The following is a 16449-nucleotide window of genomic DNA, read 5'->3' on the forward strand; positions in this document are numbered from 1 at the left end:
AAAATCTGATATATTAATTCTTGTCCGATATTAAGGGGCATTAGCTCAGCTGGGAGAGCGCTTCGCTGGCAGCGAAGAGGTCAGCGGTTCGAGCCCGCTATGCTCCACCATAATTTTAAACGTTACAACGCGGTTTTCTCCAAGTGGGAAAACCGCGTTTTTATTTTATTAACAAATGATTTACATTTTTATTAAACGACATTTAAATTTCCAGGCTATGATGACAGTAGAGACAAACAAGGGAGTGATATGAATGATGCAGACGGCAGCTGAAGTGTTTGAATCTAATGTCTTTAATTATGTATACATTTATCACCTTGGATTTATTGATCATTCAGATACATTAGAAGAGGTTTACAGCTTAAGTGAAAAGACGATGTCTGATTTTGAAATGGAAAAAAATAAAAGATTAATGATGAAGGCTTATAAGAAGCCGGTCATCCAGGTAAAAGTAGAAAGGTTAAATGAGGTGTGACCGGTAATCGAAGAGTAATATTAAAAAAAGCGCTTCCATAAAGAAGCGAAAGAAGCGCTTTTTTAATATTATTGATTTAAGTTATTTTCAATGATCGGACGGATTTGCTGATGCCCAAACACGATTTTATTAACAGCTTCAATTTCCCGTTTGGTCAATTTTTTGTCTTCTTCGATCTTTGTCGTTAATTCGTGTATTTTTTTACTAATAAAATCTTGGCTGCTGCCTTTGGACCTTTTCTTTAACTCGATCACAAGATAAGCCTTTTGTTCCTTTGAAAGAGGCAATGCTTCAATTATGTTGTTCATATGTGATATAAATTGTTTCCACCTAATGATATATGCAATGATGTGCCCGATTAATAATACGACTGCAATCCCGATAAAAGGAATCATAATCCGCATATCCATTATTGTTGGGGCGCTATAAAACAGGATTGAATTGCAAATGGCTGTTAGGGCGATGTAAGACGCGGTAAACAAGCCAAGATTGGGCCTCAGTTCCTTTTGTTTTTCCGATAATACCATAGCCATCTTTATCACTCCTCTTGTAAATTTAAAAGTTCACAAATTATCTACATGTTGTTCACAGAATGTTAATATTTATTTTTATTATAACCAGAAGTCAGATAATTTTCAATGGTTTGACACAAATTTTTAAAAAAAGTTCTTTACAATCTATGAATATTATGATCAAATAGAGCTTCTGTGATACGTCGAAAGGACCAAAAAGGAGAAAAAAGTCTCTGAAGGAAAGATCTTCAGAAACCTTTTTCTCCTTTTCTGGATGCTAAGCATGAATGTAAACATTGGTTCCGATTGGCACAGTGTGTGAAAGCTCTAATACGTCTTTGTTATACATACGGATACAGCCATGTGAGACATCTTTTCCGATCGATGATGGATTGTTAGTCCCATGAATACCGTAATGCGGTTTTGACAATCCCATCCACATGACGCCAAATGGTCCCCCGGGATTTGGGTCTTTATTTATAATATGGTAGTTTCCTGTTGGGGTTTGAGTCAGCATTTTTCCGACAGCTATGGGGTACCTTTTTATAACATGGCTGCCATTGTAAAGTGTCATCCGATGCTTTTTTAAAGCAACATCAATCCAATAAGTCATTTTCATGTCCCTCCTTGAGTCAATCGCCCTGCTTTATTAAATGATGGATTCAAGATGGGAGTGACTTTTTTTGACACTTAAAAATTGCCGGGCGCGTGTGCACCCGGCAGTCATTATTTCGATTGATCAGCAATTTTAACAAGATACTTTCCAATGTTATCGCCTTCAAAAAGGCCCAGGAATGCCTGAATGATATTGTCAAAGCCTTCAACAATCGTTTCTCTGTATTTTATTTTCCCATCCTGCACCCACTTTGCTAGAATCTGTTCAGCTTCTTGGAATTCCTTAGCATAATCTGAGACGATGAAGCCTTTCATTAAGGCGCTGTTAATGAGCAGCTGGCTTTGTACACGCGGACCGATGTCCGGTTTTTCAAGGTTGTAAAGCGAGATTTGACCGCATAAAGGAATCCGGGCGCCGTGGTTGATCATGCGAAGCACCGCGTCGGAAACCTCCCCGCCAACATTATCATAATAAACATCCACACCGTTCGGACATGTTTGTTTTAATTGCTCGTAAAAATCACCGTCTTTATAATTAATGGCTTCATCAAAGCCTAAGTCATTTTTAAGAAAATCCAATTTTTCTTGGGTACCGGCGATGCCCACCGCTCGGGCTCCTTTTATTTTGGCTATTTGTCCGACCACAGAGCCGACTGCACCGGCTGCTCCAGAGACAACTACAGTCTCGTTAACTTTTGGCTGGCCAATGTCTAACAGGCCGAAATAAGCCGTCAAGCCAGGCATGCCAAGAACCCCGAGGTGCGTTGTGATAGGGGCAAGTTTCTCATCAATTTTTCTTAGTTCATCTTCATGTGCCGTTTGATAGGTTCGCCAGCCTAAGTTGCCGATGACAAGATCACCTTCACTAAATTCAGGCGTTTGAGATGCAATCACTTCGCTGATGACGCCACCCTTAATGACCTCATCTAATTGAAAGGGCGGCACGTATGATTTCCTGTCACTCATTCTCCCTCTCATGTAAGGATCAACCGAAACATACAGCGTTTTTAACAGGACCTCATTCAAGACAGGCTTTGGCATTGGCGCTTGATCAAACTTAAAATCTTCTTCCACAGGCATGCCTTTAGGGCGTCTAACAAGCAAAATTTGTTGGATTGTTTCAGGATGCATGGTTCCACACCTTTCTTTATGTCATAATTGTACCCGCGATAAAATTGAGCAGGAACAAAAAAGCTATAACGTATAGTACACGGGATACCTGCCGCGCCTTTCCCAACAGCAACTTTAACAAAGGATAGGCGATAAAACCGAAAGCCAACCCATCGGCAATGCTGAAGGTCAAAGGGATTAATAAAATGATCAGAAAGGCAGGGAAACTTTCCGAGAAATCATGAAAGGGGATATACCTCACATTTTGCATCATAAGTGCACCAAGAATAATAAGAATTGGTGCAACTGCGCTATTTGGAATGAATCCAATCACTGGAATGGCAATAAAAGATAATCCAAACAGCATTGCAGCAATAACGGATGTCAAACCGGTTTTGCCGCCTTCTTGGATGCCAGAGGCACTCTCGGCTGCCGAAATCGTCGGGCTCGTGCCAAATAAAGCTGAAAGAATCGACGAAGCTGCAGCTGATTTATAAGAGGCATCGAACCGGCTGCTGTTTGGCAGCATACCGTGCAAGAGGCCCATATTTTCAAATACAATCAGCATCGTCAATGAGAAGACTGACAGAATGAATGGCAAATGATAAAAGTCAGTGAAATTCAAGCTGCCAAACGCTGACATGTAAGTCTTTAGCGATGGAGTTGTGGCCTGATGAACTGTTGCCGGCCCCAAAAGGTAATATGCACATGTTGTGACAAGCATGCCGATGATGAAACTGCCTTTAACCTTTCTGACAAAAAGCGTGCACGTAATGATCAATCCGAATAACGTCAATAGAGCTTCATGGCTGCTAAGATTACCTAGAGCAACAAATGATGAACGGCCGCTGACGACAAGCCCGCCTTTTTGCAGACCAATAAATGCAAGAAAGAGGCCGATCCCGACCGTAATCCCGTGTTTTAACGTTTCCGGTATACCGATAGATAAAGCTTTACTTAGTCTGCTAAAGCTTATAAATAGGAAGATGAACCCGGAACAAAATACGACCGCAAGAGCCTGTTCAGCTGTCAAACCGGCTGATTGAACGATTGTGTAGGTGAAGAAGGCATTAACGCCCATCCCAGGAATCTGAATGATCGGCGAGTTAGCCCAAAGACCCATAATTAAGCATCCGGCAATAGAAGACAAAATAGTTGCCGTGACACCAATATCAAGCGGAATCCCCGCATCCTTTAAAATAAGGGGATTAATGATGATAATATAGGCGGCCGTGAAAAAGGCCGTGAGCCCAGCGACAGCTTCCTTTTTGACATTTGTTTTATTTTCCTTCAATCGAAAATGCTTTATTAATAATTGAAACATGATGTGTCATCTCTATAAAATTGTCCCTCACCCACCCATTATGCGCGTGCATAACGTTTGAATTATACCACATAAGAAGAAACCCTGCAGAATGAAGAATGTATCTGCAGGGTAGACTGTCATCGCAAATTTTTGCTAATATACTTAATGGTCTTGCCAAGGTCATGCGGGGACGGCCTGCCAAATGGTCCGGTTTGTTTTTGTTGAAATAAGAGGTTGCCTTTATCATCAACGAGAAATACAGCCGGTTCATTATGGTCTCCGTGATCTTCGTAAGGACCATCCTCTTTATGGATATAGACGCCGTAACCTCTGACAGCTGCCCGGTCTTTGTCGCTTAAGACTGGGAATGAAAGCGATTTTGCTGAAACCAATTCTTTTAATCGGTCAATCTCATCTGATGAAATCGCGACAATATGTGTGTGTTGATTGGCAAACTTTTCAGTGCTTTTTTCAATTTCTTCTAAATAATCGTTGCATGCCGGACACCACTCACCCCTAAAGAATATAATCAAATGCCATGCCTTGTGCCCTTTTTGGTGATCGCTGAATGAAAATAGCCCGCCGTCGGTCGATAAGAGATTGAAATCAGGTGCCTTCTCGCCAAGTTTAAGTTCGTTCATCATGTTGTCCTCCCTTTATGAATTGAAAGATAGAAAGAGGTACTTATCATTATTATTTTTCCTGCTTTTAAGGATATTAAAACATTTTCTTTAACGTTTATTTCATATTACAAGAAGGAAAAGAGGAAAGTAAGATAGGGTTTCATGTATTTTTAACAAAAACGGTGGTGGAATCCTTTATTTTTTAAAAAATGCATAGCAGAAATTAATGTTTTGCGGCATTCCTATATGCGTTTTTGCTTTTTTGCTGATTTGAGATGACACATTCCTATCCTTATGATCAAAGAAAGGGGGATGATGGCATGCAAGCACGAACAAAGCATCATATAAAAGGAATCGATGTTAGTCATTGGCAAGGAGAAATCTCATGGGAACAAGTTAGAAAAGATGGCGTGGCCTATGTTTTTATAAAGGCAACGGAAGGAAAGACATTTGTAGATCCAATGCTGGCCAAACATAGCAATGGGGCAGAAGAAGCCGGGCTGTTATTAGGATATTATCATTTCGCGAGATTTTCGAACAAAAGGGAAGCGGTAGCCGAAGCCAGGCATTTTACTAAAGCGATTAATGGTTTAAAAGCCCATTTGCCGCTGGTGCTTGATCTCGAAACTGGAAATGGTGTTGCGAAAGAAGACCTGTCCAAAGCAGCCCTCACATTTCTGGATACGGTAAAGTCAGAAGCGAAACACGATGTCATGCTTTACACCTTCACGAATTTTGCCAGAAGGCATTTAACATCGCTATTAAAATACGTTCCTCTTTGGATTGCCCACTATGGTGTCACCCAGCCTAAGAACAATGGCATTTGGAATAAGTGGTCTGTTTTTCAATATACAAGTGAAGGGCAAATTAATGGTATAAAAGGGCATGTCGATATCAATCTCATGGAGCCAAGTCTAATGGAGCGATGCAGCAAAGCTGAGACAATAACCGGTGCAACTGACAATCAAATACCAGAAACGCCATTTTATAAAATGAAACAAGGTGAAACCTTCTGGGATTTGGAGAGGAAGTGGCATTTGCCGCACGGTACACTGGAGACATTAAATCCAGACATGAATCCCAAATTATTAAAAGTTGGGCAAAAAGTTAAAAGGCCGGCATCAATTGAGGGAACCAAGTCAAGAAATTATATCATAAAATCCGGAGACACCTTCTGGGAACTCGAAAAACGCCACGGTTGGGAACATGGTACACTTAAGCAATTAAATCCTGACTTGGACACAAGAAAACTGCAAATTGGGGCAAGGATCCTCATTCCCTGAACAAAGAAAAAGCCCTTGATTGGGTAGTCAAGGGCCTTTAAGGGGGAGAAGATATTCAGCTTATTTGCCATTATTGACAGACTTTCATTTTATATACCTCATTTATAATAAAAAGAGCATTGACTTTAGGAGTGATGATCATGGATTTACAATTGAAAGGGAAGCGTGTGCTCATTACGGGCGGTTCAAAAGGAATTGGTAAAGCGATTGCCAAAATATTTGTTAAGGAAGGGGCATGTGTCGGTATTGTTGCACGGGGAAGAGAAGCACTTGAAGAAACCATGCATGAACTCGATGTGGCAGCCTACCAAGGTGATCTTTTAAAAGCTGCGGACCGCAGCAAGGTTTTTAGAGATTTCATCCAAGATCATGGCGGGATTGATATTTTGGTGAACAATGCCGGCGGCTCAAGCGGCAGAAAAGCAATGGAAACAGATCTGGATGCATTCAGCCAGGCCATGGAACTTAATTACATAGCTGCCGTTCATTTTAGTAAAATGGCTGCTGAATCGATGAAAATGACCGAATCATGCGGCAGTATTGTAAATATTACTTCCATCTTCGGACGGGAGAGCGGCGGGAAAATCACGTATAATAATGCCAAGGCAGCGCTGATCAGTTTTACTAAAGGTTTTGCTGACGAAGTCATTAAAGACGGTGTCCGTGTCAACGGTGTCGCCCCTGGGTCAATATTACATTCAACAGGGAACTGGCAAAAGCGGCTGGATGAAAACCCGGAGAAAATGAAACAGTTTGTAAAAGAAAACATACCAGCAGGAAGATTTGGCCGCGCTGAGGAAATTGCCGATGTTGCCGCTTTTTTGGCCTCTGAAAGAGCCTCTTGGGTTGTTGGCGCCACTCTTAATGTTGACGGCGGTCAATCTTATATGAATTTTTAAATAGACATAAACGAAGAACAATTAGGAGAAAATAGGGAGGCATGAAAAATTATCAAGGAGTTATTAAAATGAAAAAATGCCGGCTTATTTTCTCAATTCTTATCTTGTTAGGGGTATTAAGCATTAATATAGCGGGGGATGCAGCGGCGCCTGACGGATGTGAGAAACTGGGTCAAATTTTTAAAACCCAGGTGAAAAAACAAGGTGATATCTGTCGGTTAAGTATTCCAAGAAAGGATATAAGCCTAGTCCGTAACGGACAAAAGATTGAAGCGGAAGCCGCCGGGCTTGGATTCATGGTGAATTTCGAACAAGTCGGTAACACCACAGCGATAACAGGTGAATTTGCCTTGTTGGGTAACGAGGTGAACCATGTGATCGATGCCTTGCGTAAAGGAGGTATTAATATCTCAGCTATTCACAATCATATGATCGGAGAAACACCAAAGATTTATTTTCTCCATATGCAAGGCACAGGTGATCCCGTTAAATTGGCTAAAACAATTAAAGCATCTATAGCAACAACGAATGGTGATAAACCAATGCATGTCGTTCCGTTAAAAGAAAACCAATAACAATTGGGATTAGAACGAAACCATCAACCGAAGTATTCTTGGCTGATGGTTTTTTTATTTCCCTTCATTTTCGGGCTTGAATTGTCATCTGAATTAAGCCTATGATAATGAGGAAATATTAAAATTGTCTTTTGAATTGGAAGTGGTGAATAGAACATGGTGTTTAAATCTCAAAGTGTGCTGCCTGCGGTACGCAAGATGAAGGATTTCGAGAAACTGATGGGAACATCTGTTGAATTTATTGTCATTTTGGATAGTCACATCGCCCAACTTAAACCATTGGTTAAATTAGCCCGGGCCAGTAAAAAGAGTGTGCTGCTGCACGCTGACTTAATTCACGGTTTGAAGAATGACGAATATGCCGCTGAGTTTCTCTGCCAAGATATCCATCCGGCAGGGATTATTTCCACTCGGGCCAATGTATTAAGCGTTGCAAAAAAGAAAGGATTAATAACAGTTCAGCGTTTATTTCTGTTGGATTCAATGGCCCTTGAAACAAGTTATCGCTCACTAGAAAGGGTCCGCCCTGATGTGATCGAAGTTTTGCCGGGACTCGTGCCAAACATGATCTCCGAGATTAAAGACCGGACGGGCATTCCTGTAATTGCAGGCGGGTTGATTCGTTCCAAGGAAGATGTCGATCATGCCTTTAAAGCCGGTGCTTCAGCCGTGACTACGTCGTTAAAAAGCCTATGGCCTTTTAAAATTTAATCCGTTTCTATTCTATAAAATAATTATTTTGATTTGACACCGCTTTCACATGTGTGATAATTTGTATATTAAGTTAATAAAATGAGATTGAGATGATGAGAACTCATAGCCCGCCATAATATGATGCATATTTATGGCCGATTGGTTATGGGTTTTTTAGTTTAAGGAGGAGAAGACATTGTCTGCATTTTTGGGAGAACTTATTGGTACAATGATTTTAGTTATTCTAGGAGCGGGTGTTTGTGCGGGGGTTAATTTAAATAAATCGAACGCGCAAAATTCAGGGTGGATTGTGATAACATTCGGCTGGGGGTTTGCTGTTGCTATCGCTGTTTATGCCGTCGGAAAATTTAGCGGCGCCTATATTAACCCTGCTGTGACTATCGGATTTGCCATGGTCGGTGAGCTGCCTTGGGCAAAAGTTGTGCCGTTTATTACAGCGCAAATGATTGGCGCTTTTCTTGGTGCATGTATCGTATATCTGCATTATTTACCGCATTGGAAAGCAACGAAGGATCCAGCTGCTAAGTTGGGTGTTTTTTCCACAGGTCCTGCCATTCCTCATACCTTTTCGAACCTGCTAAGCGAAATTATCGGTACTTTTGTTTTGGTATTAGGTCTTCTATCTATAGGTGCTAATGAATTTACAGAGGGCTTAAATCCGCTGATCGTCGGGTTTCTCATTTTTGCGATCGGCTTATCACTTGGGGGTACAACCGGGTATGCGATCAACCCCGCCCGTGATCTGGGCCCAAGAATCGCTCACGCCGTCTTGCCGATTGCGGGAAAAGGCAGTTCGAACTGGCCATATGCTTGGATTCCAGTAGTCGGACCGATTCTTGGAGGCATGTTTGGCGCGTTATTTTATCAGTCGATGTTTCTTGGGGAATTCACAACAAGCTTTTGGATTGTCGCAATCATTATGCTTTTAGTTATTGTTGCCGCCTATGTAACCGAAAAGAAAATACCTGCAAGGCGTTACACAGAACAAGAATCTATTAATACTAAATAAAAGGGGAGATATAAAGTGGAGAAAAAATACATTCTTGCTATCGATCAAGGGACTACAAGCTCGCGGGCGATTTTATTTAACCAGAAGGCAGAGATTGTCAAGATTGCTCAAAAGGAATTCACTCAGCATTTTCCAAAGCCAGGCTGGGTTGAACATGATGGCAACGAGATTTGGGCGTCGGTTTTGGCAGTCATTGCCCAAGTCCTTTCAACAGCAGAGGTGTCTCCAAAAGAAATTGCTGGGATCGGGATTACAAATCAGCGGGAAACGACGCTTTTATGGGATAAAAATACTGGGAAACCGGTCTATCATGCCCTTGTTTGGCAATCAAGACAAACAGCTGACATTTGCGAAGAGCTTAAGAATAATGGCTACAATAATCTATTTAAAAATAAAACAGGTCTCTTAATCGATGCCTATTTCTCAGGGACCAAGGTCAAATGGATATTGGAGAATGTTGAAGGGGCGCGAGAACGGGCAGAAAAAGGCGATCTGCTGTTCGGCACAATGGATACGTGGCTGATTTGGAAGCTCTCCGGCGGCAAAGCACATGTCACTGATTATTCTAACGCCTCACGTACCCTAATGTATAACATTTATGATCTTAAGTGGGACGATGAGCTGCTTGAGATTCTCGATGTGCCGAAATCAATGCTGCCAGAAGTACGGCCGTCCTCAGAAATATACGCCAATACGATTGATTATCATTTCTTCGGTGAAGAGGTGCCGATTGCAGGCGTTGCAGGTGACCAGCAATCCGCCTTATTCGGGCAGGCGTGCTTCGAAAAAGGGATGGCGAAAAACACATATGGCACGGGCTGCTTTATGTTGATGAACACAGGGGAAGAAGCTGTTCGTTCAGAGCACGGCCTTTTGACAACCATTGCCTGGGGATTGGATGGCAAAGTAGAATACGCGTTGGAAGGCAGCATCTTTGTCGCTGGATCAGCGATTCAGTGGTTGCGTGACGGCTTGAAGATCATTGATAGTGCACCCCAAAGTGAGGAATTTGCTGCAAAAGTTGATTCAACAGATGGTGTCTATGTTGTTCCAGCATTCGTCGGTCTCGGAACACCCTATTGGGACAGTGATGTAAGGGGTGCGGTTTTCGGCTTGACACGCGGGACGGGTAAGGAGCATGTCATTCGCGCCACACTGGAATCCCTGGCCTACCAAACGAAAGATGTCCTCGATGCGATGGAGGCAGACTCAGGCATTGGATTGAAGACACTTCGCGTTGACGGCGGGGCAGTCTCAAACAATTTCCTCATGCAGTTCCAGAGCGACCTTCTTGGCGTGTCTGTGGACCGGCCAAATATTAGTGAAACAACGGCGTTAGGAGCGGCATATCTCGCGGGTCTTGCCGTCGGCTTCTGGAAAAACCGCGATGCGATTTCGAATAACTGGAAAATCGATCAAACCTTCAAAGCCGCTATGGAAGAGGGCAAGCGTGAAGCATTGTACACCGGCTGGAAGACAGCGGTTAAGGCAGCGCAGGCTTTTAAATAACAGCATTCTTTAAAAATGATAACAAATGCCCATTAAGACAGGGGGGCATTTGATATACCGGAAAAAGTTAACATAAACATCATAAGAAGCTTTTGAACCTTATATAGTGCGGAGATCTCCCCGGATATTTCAAGGTTCAAGGGCTTCTTTTGCTTTTTTACAGCAATCGTGCCCGTGAATTGGAAAAAAGCGCCTTTGCGGTAACGAATACGAGCTATTCGTGCCCGTGAACCGGGAAAAGGCGCTTCTGCGGTAACGAATAGGAGTTATTCGTGCCCATGAACCGGGAAAAAGCGCTTCTGCGGTAACGATTAGGAGCTATTCGTGCCCGTGAACCGGGAAAAAGCGCTTCTGCGGTAACGAATAGGAGTTATTCGTGCCCATGAACCGGGAAAAAGCGCTTCTGCGGTAACGAATAGGAGTTATTCGTGCCCATGAACCGGGAAAAGGCGCTTCTGCGGTAACGAATAGGAGCTATTCGTTACCGTGAACCGGGAAAAGGCGCTTCTGCGGTAACGAATAGGAGCTATTCGTGCCCATGAACTGGGAAAAAGCGCTTCTGCGGTAACGAATAGGGGTTATTCGTGCCCGTGGACTGGGTACGGCGGTGAGGGGTTTTTCCTCCTTTTTCCTTTTGGAAACGTTGATGCCAACCATCCATATACTCCCAGTAAAATAATTAATCCTTTTCATTTTTGGATGAAAAGTTTAATCAGGGGAATAAGAAAAAGACGGTCGATGTTGAAAACATAGGGTTAATCCTTTGCAAAAACGGCTTTCTGCGGTATAATAAGGGTAAGTTAATAACGGTCAAGAGAACATTTGAGAGACCATTATACCCTATGCTTTGATGCGGACCATACCGGACAGAGTAATAGGTGTATTTTGGTCTCTTTCTTTTGCATTAATAAAAAAATATATTTTTATAGAGGTGAAAGGATATGGTTTTTTCCGGGCTTAAGAGGACTGAAAACCTAAATAAGATGGAAGATCAACAACTGGATCTCTTGGTGGTTGGCGGAGGGATTACCGGAGCCGGGATCGCCTTGGATGCGAGTAGCAGAGGACTCCAAACCGGCGTTATTGATATGCAGGATTTTGCCGCGGGAACGTCAAGCCGATCGACAAAGCTAGTACACGGGGGATTGCGTTATTTGAAGCAATTTGAAGTAAAGCTGGTAGCTGAAGTCGGCAAAGAACGGGCGATTGTCTATGAAAATGCCCCGCATGTCACCCAACCGGAGTGGATGCTGCTGCCGATTTATAAAGAGGGGACATTCGGTAAATTTTCGACGTCCATTGGATTGAAAGTCTATGATTTCTTGGCAAAGGTAAGAAGGCATGAACGCCGAACGATGCTCAGCCGCGAAGAAACACTTGAGAAAGAGCCGATGTTGAAAAAAGAAGGACTTCAGGGCGGAGGATATTATGTCGAATACCGGACAGATGACGCCAGACTGACCATCGAAGTGATGAAAGGGGCGGTATCGCGGGGTGTGACTGCCGTGAACTATACGAAAGCGGAAGACTTGCTTTACGATGACAAAGGAAAGCTCGTTGGTGTCAAGGCAGTGGATCTATTGACAAATGAGACTTATAAGATCTACGCGAAGAAGGTTGTAAATGCTACGGGTCCGTGGGTCGATGATTTAAGAGAGATTGATCATTCGAAAAAAGGAAAATACCTTCATCTGACAAAAGGGATCCACATTGTCATTGACGGCGGGCGTTTTCCAATGGACCAGGCGATTTATTTTGATACAACAAATGGCGACGGGCGGATGATTTTTGCGATTCCGAGAGAAGGCAAGGTCTATATTGGCACAACTGACACAACTTACAAAGATGAACCGGTCAACCCCCGGATGACAAGTACTGACCGTGACTATCTTCTTGAGGCTATCAATGGCATGTTCCCGACGATGAAGCTGACGGCTGAAGATGTGGAATCAAGCTGGGCGGGGGTTCGACCGCTGATTCATGAGGAAGGAAAGTCACCATCGGAAATTTCCAGGAAAGACGAGATCTTTGTATCCAATTCGAATCTGATTACGATCGCTGGCGGTAAACTAACAGGGTACAGGAAGATGGCCGAACGCGTTGTTGATCTTGTCAGCCAACAGCTGCATGAAGAAGACGGCAGAGAATTTGGAAGGTGCATGACAGACATCATCAAGCTTTCTGGAGGTGATGTCGGCGGATCCGGCCATTTCGAAGATTTTATTGGAGAAATGGTGAAAAAAGGTGTTCATGAAGGCTTCAGTGATGAAGAAGCAAAAGCGATTGCAGAAAAATATGGGTCCAATGCCGAATGGATTTTTGACATTGCCAAGGATAATAAAGATACTGCAAAAAGATACGGCTTGCCAGCTGACATATTGGCAACAGTCATTTATGGGATCGAGAATGAGATGGTTGTCACGCCAGTCGACTATTTCACCCGCCGGCGGGGAGCAACCCTCTTCCATATTCAATGGGTAAAGACATGGAAGGAAGCGGTGATTCGTTACATGTCAGACCGTTTTGGCTGGTCAGATGAACAAAGAGCCGGATATATCGAGGAACTGGAGCTGGCACTGACAGAAGCAGTCACACCAGTGGAATAAATAGTAAGTTATGAAAAGGAACAGAAGGCTTTTCGCGTCTGTTCCTTTTTCCTTATCATAGATTGTCCAATAAATCTGATACATGATATATTTATTTTGGAACGTATTTTCGGTAAAGGTGGGGATATGATGACACGCGGCCTGACGTATGATGATTATCTAGGGATGCCCGATGATGGGAGACGATATGAACTTATTAATGGCGAATTAAATGTCATGGAACCGGCACCGCTTGTCGAACATCAAAGAATTCTGCGTTTTTTAACTAAGACATTTGAGAAACATTGTTCTAAGGCAGGAGACTTCTTATTTGCACCTGTAGATGTCATTTTTTCCAATGAATATGTGTTACAGCCCGATTTTGTCTTTATATCAAGGGAACGGCAACCAATTATTAAGGATAAAGCGATTGAGGGTGCTCCTGACTTAATTGTAGAGATCTTGTCACCATCGACGGCAAAAAAAGATAAGATTGATAAAAAAACTGTCTATCAACGTTATGGTGTAAAGGAGTATTGGATTATAGACCCAATTTATCGGCTGCTAGAACAGTTCATATTGGAGAGCGGTCAATTGCGGCTTTTAAAAGTATTAAATACGGATGATATCATCACTTCCCCAAACTTTGCGTGCATCGACATGCCACTCGAGACATTATTTCAAAAAAGGATAGGATGACATCAATGAAAAAACGAAAATATTACGGCGATAAAGACTTTCAATATGGCGATTTGCGTTTGCCTGATTCAGTCGGGCCATTTCCTGTGGCAGTCGTCATACATGGTGGCTTTTGGCGCTCAGCCTATGGTCTGGATTTGATGGATGACTTTTGCGAAGCATTAACGGCTAAGGGTATTGCGACATGGAATATTGAATACCGGAGAGTTGGACATGCCGGCGGCTGGCCCGGAACCCTGATCGATGCGGCACGTGCCACAGATTATCTTCCGAAGCTCCAAAATGATTTTAATATTGACTTGGATCGGGTGATAACAATCGGCCATTCAGCGGGAGGTCATTTAGCCCTTTGGCTTGCCGGGCGCCATAATCTTCCTGAAGATAGTGAACTGAATGTCTCCCCTGCTCCAATTAAATTATGCGGAGCAATAAGCCTTGCCGGCGTGAGCGATCTGGCGTTAATGCAAGAGGTGCATGAGTTAAGAGGGGAGAACGACCCAGTAAAAGATTTTCTTGAAGGGTCTCCAAAGGATGTTCCTGAACGTTATGCACAAGCCTCACCGATTCAATTGCTGCCCATCGGCATCCAGCAGGTGCTCATTCATGGTTCCCTTGATATTGAAGTCCCCGTTGGGATCAGTCATCATTACATACAAGCTGCCAAGGAGTCGGGTGACAATGCCGGGCTAATTGAGATGCCTTCTGCCGAGCACTACAAATTGATAGACCCGGAATCCGAGGCTTGGCCGACCATTCTTGCAGAAGTGAAAAAGCTATTGGATATGTAAAGGCCAAACATCACCCTTCGTTTACTCATGACGCATTAAGGGAAATCATGTCATAGGTGAGGAGGAGGATGGATGCGAAAGAAAAAGGTCTTTAATCAAGTTTTAAAAGATGTGCAGGAAGATGGCGTTTGTGATATGGCGGCGGCACTTGCCTATTATTTCTTACTATCCCTTTTTCCAATGCTATTATTTATTATTTCATTAATCCCGTTTCTTTCTTTGCCGCAAGATATGATTGTCCAAATGATCGATAGCTATGCCCCGGGGGATACGAGCCAGCTTATTGAAGGAAATGTGACGGCTTATTTGGACCATCCAAACGGCGGTATCTTGTCTTTTGGGATCATCGCCGCTTTGTGGTCGGCATCAAGCGGAACGAACGCTCTCATTCGGGCGCTTAATCGCACCTATGGTGTCGACGAAACCCGTTCATTTATTAGAGTCAAATTGATGGCTCTTGGATTAACCTTGGCATTAATTTTCATCATTGTTATCACACTTGCATTGCCTATTTTCGGTCATTATATTTTAGAATTTATACAACATTTCATCTACATTCCTGATTCAGTAGTTTCGTTAATCAATGTTTTGCGGTGGGTGGCTGCGATTATTATTATGGTTTTAACGCTTATGGTTTTATATCACTTCGCTCCCAACCAAACGTTTAATTTCCGGGAAGGCTTAACCGGAGCAGTAGCGGCTACCATCGGCTGGCAAGCCATCTCATTAGGCTTTGCCTTCTATGTTAGTCATTTCAGCCATTATTCAGCAACTTACGGCAGCCTTGGCACTGTCATCGTGCTAATGATTTGGCTTTTTCTTACTGGCATCATGCTAATCATAGGCGGAGAAGTTAATGCAGCTTTTTATAGAACAAGGAAAAATAATAGGAAATAAAGGATGTTAGAAACATGTCGGTATTTACTGAAGTTGTTTTGATTCTGGCCACTGGTATTGTTGCTGGAATCATTAATGTGATGGCGGCAGGCGGTTCTCTGCTGACGCTGCCTGTTTTAATATTCCTGGGGCTGCCATCGTCAGTCGCAAATGGGACAAACAGAATCGCCATAGTCGTCATGAGCATGACGGCAACAACTAATTTTTATCGTAAGGGTTATTTTGATAAGAAATTAGGACCGGTGCTTGCCATACCCGGAATAATAGGGGCGATTGTAGGGGCTAATCTTGCCATTACAATCTCCGACAAGCTGTTCAACACAGTCCTTGCCATTATGATGGTCATCACGGTCATATTTATTTTATGGAACCCGAGCAAAAGACTTTCTCAAAAAAAGAAAGACAAGGAAAACAGCAAATGGCGGCTTATTATTGCGATACTTGTGTTTTTCTTTATTGGCATTTACGGAGGATTTATTCAAGCAGGAGCAGGCTTTTTTATGATTACTGCCTTGACTGCTATCTTTGGCCTGTCACTCGTTCGTTCTAACGCGATAAAAACCTTTGTCAGCGGTGTTTATGTCCTCGTTTCCCTGTTGATCTTTATTTATCATGGCGAAGTGAACTGGCTGCTTGGTGTGACGTTAGCTGTTGGGATGTCCATTGGGGGATGGATCGGGTCAAGCCTGGCTGTAAGCAAAGGGGAAAAACTGATTAGGGTGTTCCTTGTTGTTGCGGTTGTGGGCATGGCCATAAAGCTGCTTTTCTTTTAAATAAAGACATAAGGTCCATTTGCTAAATGGGCTTTAAACTTGCATTGTTATACTATAGGGGGGTATAATGGGTGTAA

General features: G+C 42.9%; 17 protein-coding genes and 1 tRNA gene. 13 read left to right on the forward strand and 5 right to left on the reverse strand.

The features are described from left to right. Positions 1-34 precede the first annotated feature (34 nt). A tRNA-Ala gene (locus tag EV207_RS13065) sits at positions 35-110 on the forward strand. 143 nt (positions 111-253) lie between these two features. Next, positions 254-475 (forward strand): hypothetical protein, encoded by a 222-nt coding sequence (locus EV207_RS13070; protein ID WP_132746600.1) that lies wholly within the window; start codon positions 254-256, stop codon positions 473-475. A 68-nt stretch (positions 476-543) separates the two neighbouring features. Here the strand turns inward: EV207_RS13070 and EV207_RS13075 are convergent, their stop codons facing one another. The 5 genes from EV207_RS13075 to EV207_RS13095 form a co-directional block, all read right to left on the reverse strand. Continuing rightward, the gene (locus tag EV207_RS13075) at positions 544-1008 is read right to left on the reverse strand and encodes a hypothetical protein (protein WP_132746601.1); all 465 of its coding nucleotides are present in this window, start codon (positions 1006-1008) and stop codon (positions 544-546) included. Positions 1009-1264: 256 nt separating this feature from the next. Next, positions 1265-1600, reverse strand: coding sequence for a L,D-transpeptidase (locus EV207_RS13080; RefSeq protein WP_132746602.1), 336 nt, complete (start codon positions 1598-1600; stop codon positions 1265-1267). 113 nt (positions 1601-1713) lie between these two features. Continuing rightward, complete coding sequence (locus EV207_RS13085; protein ID WP_132746603.1) at positions 1714-2733, reverse strand: NADP-dependent oxidoreductase; 1020 nt, start codon at positions 2731-2733, stop codon at positions 1714-1716. A gap of 16 nt (positions 2734-2749) precedes the next feature. Beyond that, positions 2750-4036 (reverse strand): NCS2 family permease, encoded by a 1287-nt coding sequence (locus EV207_RS13090; protein WP_132746604.1) that lies wholly within the window; start codon positions 4034-4036, stop codon positions 2750-2752. 119 nt (positions 4037-4155) lie between these two features. Beyond that, a complete protein-coding gene (locus EV207_RS13095) occupies positions 4156-4662 on the reverse strand; it encodes a peroxiredoxin family protein (protein ID WP_243647061.1) in 507 nt (168 codons plus the stop codon). Positions 4663-4961: 299 nt separating this feature from the next. Here EV207_RS13095 and EV207_RS13100 point away from each other — a divergent pair, with 299 nt between their 5' ends. The 11 genes from EV207_RS13100 to EV207_RS13150 all read left to right on the forward strand — a co-directional run bounded on the left by EV207_RS13100 (position 4962) and on the right by EV207_RS13150 (position 16372). Further along, positions 4962-5924 (forward strand): GH25 family lysozyme, encoded by a 963-nt coding sequence (locus tag EV207_RS13100; RefSeq protein WP_165886939.1) that lies wholly within the window; start codon positions 4962-4964, stop codon positions 5922-5924. Between the two features lie 140 nt (positions 5925-6064). Further along, positions 6065-6823 (forward strand): SDR family NAD(P)-dependent oxidoreductase, encoded by a 759-nt coding sequence (locus EV207_RS13105; RefSeq protein ID WP_132746606.1) that lies wholly within the window; start codon positions 6065-6067, stop codon positions 6821-6823. 68 nt (positions 6824-6891) lie between these two features. Beyond that, a complete protein-coding gene (locus EV207_RS13110) occupies positions 6892-7398 on the forward strand; it encodes a DUF1259 domain-containing protein (protein WP_165886940.1) in 507 nt (168 codons plus the stop codon). Between the two features lie 156 nt (positions 7399-7554). Continuing rightward, complete coding sequence (locus EV207_RS13115) at positions 7555-8109, forward strand: glycerol-3-phosphate responsive antiterminator (protein WP_132746608.1); 555 nt, start codon at positions 7555-7557, stop codon at positions 8107-8109. A gap of 178 nt (positions 8110-8287) precedes the next feature. After that, on the forward strand, positions 8288-9121 hold the full coding sequence (locus EV207_RS13120; protein ID WP_132746609.1) for an MIP/aquaporin family protein: 834 nt from the start codon (positions 8288-8290) through the stop codon (positions 9119-9121). A gap of 15 nt (positions 9122-9136) precedes the next feature. Beyond that, positions 9137-10630, forward strand: coding sequence for a glycerol kinase GlpK (gene glpK / locus EV207_RS13125; protein ID WP_132746610.1), 1494 nt, complete (start codon positions 9137-9139; stop codon positions 10628-10630). Between the two features lie 941 nt (positions 10631-11571). Continuing rightward, entirely contained in the window at positions 11572-13236 is a 1665-nt protein-coding gene (locus tag EV207_RS13130) for a glycerol-3-phosphate dehydrogenase/oxidase (protein ID WP_132746611.1), read from the forward strand. A gap of 126 nt (positions 13237-13362) precedes the next feature. Beyond that, positions 13363-13914: a Uma2 family endonuclease gene (locus tag EV207_RS13135; protein WP_132746612.1), complete on the forward strand. Its 552-nt coding sequence runs from the start codon at positions 13363-13365 to the stop codon at positions 13912-13914. Positions 13915-13919: 5 nt separating this feature from the next. Then, positions 13920-14702 (forward strand): alpha/beta hydrolase family protein, encoded by a 783-nt coding sequence (locus EV207_RS13140; RefSeq protein WP_243647062.1) that lies wholly within the window; start codon positions 13920-13922, stop codon positions 14700-14702. Positions 14703-14774: 72 nt separating this feature from the next. Continuing rightward, entirely contained in the window at positions 14775-15599 is an 825-nt protein-coding gene (locus EV207_RS13145; protein ID WP_132746614.1) for a YihY/virulence factor BrkB family protein, read from the forward strand. A gap of 14 nt (positions 15600-15613) precedes the next feature. Then, on the forward strand, positions 15614-16372 hold the full coding sequence (locus EV207_RS13150; RefSeq protein WP_132746615.1) for a sulfite exporter TauE/SafE family protein: 759 nt from the start codon (positions 15614-15616) through the stop codon (positions 16370-16372). Positions 16373-16449: the final 77 nt, after the last annotated feature.

Origin of the sequence: Scopulibacillus darangshiensis (assembly GCF_004341035.1) — a bacterium.
Classification (GTDB): domain Bacteria; phylum Bacillota; class Bacilli; order Bacillales; family Sporolactobacillaceae; genus Scopulibacillus; species Scopulibacillus darangshiensis.